This is a genomic window from Pandoraea morbifera, assembly GCF_902459575.1.
Taxonomy (GTDB): Bacteria; Pseudomonadota; Gammaproteobacteria; order Burkholderiales; family Burkholderiaceae; genus Pandoraea; species Pandoraea morbifera.
In genome coordinates, this window is sequence record NZ_CABPSD010000036.1 from 1 (window position 1) to 1818 (window position 1818).

General features: G+C 53.3%; 1 tRNA gene and 1 rRNA gene. Both read right to left on the reverse strand.

Features of this window, described 5'->3' with window-relative positions:
• Position 1: 1 nt before the first annotated feature.
• Positions 2 to 78, reverse strand: a tRNA-Ile gene (locus PMO31116_RS23485).
• 64 nt (positions 79 to 142) lie between these two features.
• Positions 143 to 1675, reverse strand: a 16S ribosomal RNA gene (locus tag PMO31116_RS23490).
• Positions 1676 to 1818: the final 143 nt, after the last annotated feature.

Here is a 1818-nt window from a genome sequence, read left to right on the forward strand (position 1 = left end):
TTGGTGGGTCTGGAAGGACTTGAACCTTCGACCCCCGCCTTATCAAGACGGTGCTCTAACCACCTGAGCTACAGACCCGACTTAGATCTACGCAGTCAACAACCGATAAGCGTGAACACTCAACTTCCAGTGCATGCTCTAGAAAGGAGGTGATCCAGCCGCAGGTTCCCCTACGGCTACCTTGTTACGACTTCACCCCAGTCATGAATCCTGCCGTGGTAAGCGCCCTCCTTACGGTTAGGCTACCTACTTCTGGCAAAACCCACTCCCATGGTGTGACGGGCGGTGTGTACAAGACCCGGGAACGTATTCACCGCGACATGCTGATCCGCGATTACTAGCGATTCCAGCTTCACGCAGTCGAGTTGCAGACTGCGATCCGGACTACGATCGGTTTTCTGGGGTTAGCTCCACCTCGCGGTTTGGCAGCCCTCTGTACCGACCATTGTATGACGTGTGAAGCCCTACCCATAAGGGCCATGAGGACTTGACGTCATCCCCACCTTCCTCCGGTTTGTCACCGGCAGTCTCCTTAGAGTGCTCTTGCGTAGCAACTAAGGACAAGGGTTGCGCTCGTTGCGGGACTTAACCCAACATCTCACGACACGAGCTGACGACAGCCATGCAGCACCTGTGTTACGGTTCTCTTTCGAGCACTCCCACCTCTCAGCAGGATTCCGTACATGTCAAGGGTAGGTAAGGTTTTTCGCGTTGCATCGAATTAATCCACATCATCCACCGCTTGTGCGGGTCCCCGTCAATTCCTTTGAGTTTTAATCTTGCGACCGTACTCCCCAGGCGGTCAACTTCACGCGTTAGCTACGTTACTAAGGAAATGAATCCCCAACAACTAGTTGACATCGTTTAGGGCGTGGACTACCAGGGTATCTAATCCTGTTTGCTCCCCACGCTTTCGTGCATGAGCGTCAGTATTGGCCCAGGGGGCTGCCTTCGCCATCGGTATTCCTCCACATCTCTACGCATTTCACTGCTACACGTGGAATTCTACCCCCCTCTGCCATACTCTAGCCTTGCAGTCACGAATGCAGTTCCCAGGTTAAGCCCGGGGATTTCACATCCGTCTTACAAAACCGCCTGCGCACGCTTTACGCCCAGTAATTCCGATTAACGCTTGCACCCTACGTATTACCGCGGCTGCTGGCACGTAGTTAGCCGGTGCTTATTCTTCCGGTACCGTCATCCCCCCGAGGTATTAACCCAGAGGATTTCTTTCCGGACAAAAGTGCTTTACAACCCGAAGGCCTTCTTCACACACGCGGCATTGCTGGATCAGGCTTTCGCCCATTGTCCAAAATTCCCCACTGCTGCCTCCCGTAGGAGTCTGGGCCGTGTCTCAGTCCCAGTGTGGCTGGTCGTCCTCTCAGACCAGCTACAGATCGTCGCCTTGGTGAGCTTTTACCTCACCAACTAGCTAATCTGACATCGGCCGCTCTTGTAGCGCGAGGCCCGAAGGTCCCCCGCTTTCCTCCTCAGAGCGTATGCGGTATTAATCCGGCTTTCGCCGAGCTATCCCCCACTACAAGGTACGTTCCGATGTATTACTCACCCGTTCGCCACTCGCCACCAGGTGCAAGCACCCGTGCTGCCGTTCGACTTGCATGTGTAAGGCATGCCGCCAGCGTTCAATCTGAGCCAGGATCAAACTCTTCAGTTTAAACCTGTTACTGTTTTCGGTTTTTCGCGATAAATCGCTAGAACCGGTCGCTCTCAAAGTATGCTGACAAGTTAATTACTTAACTTACCTATTACTATGTGAGCCTCAATAAATTTAAAGCTAATCTGCCGAAGCAGACGCAC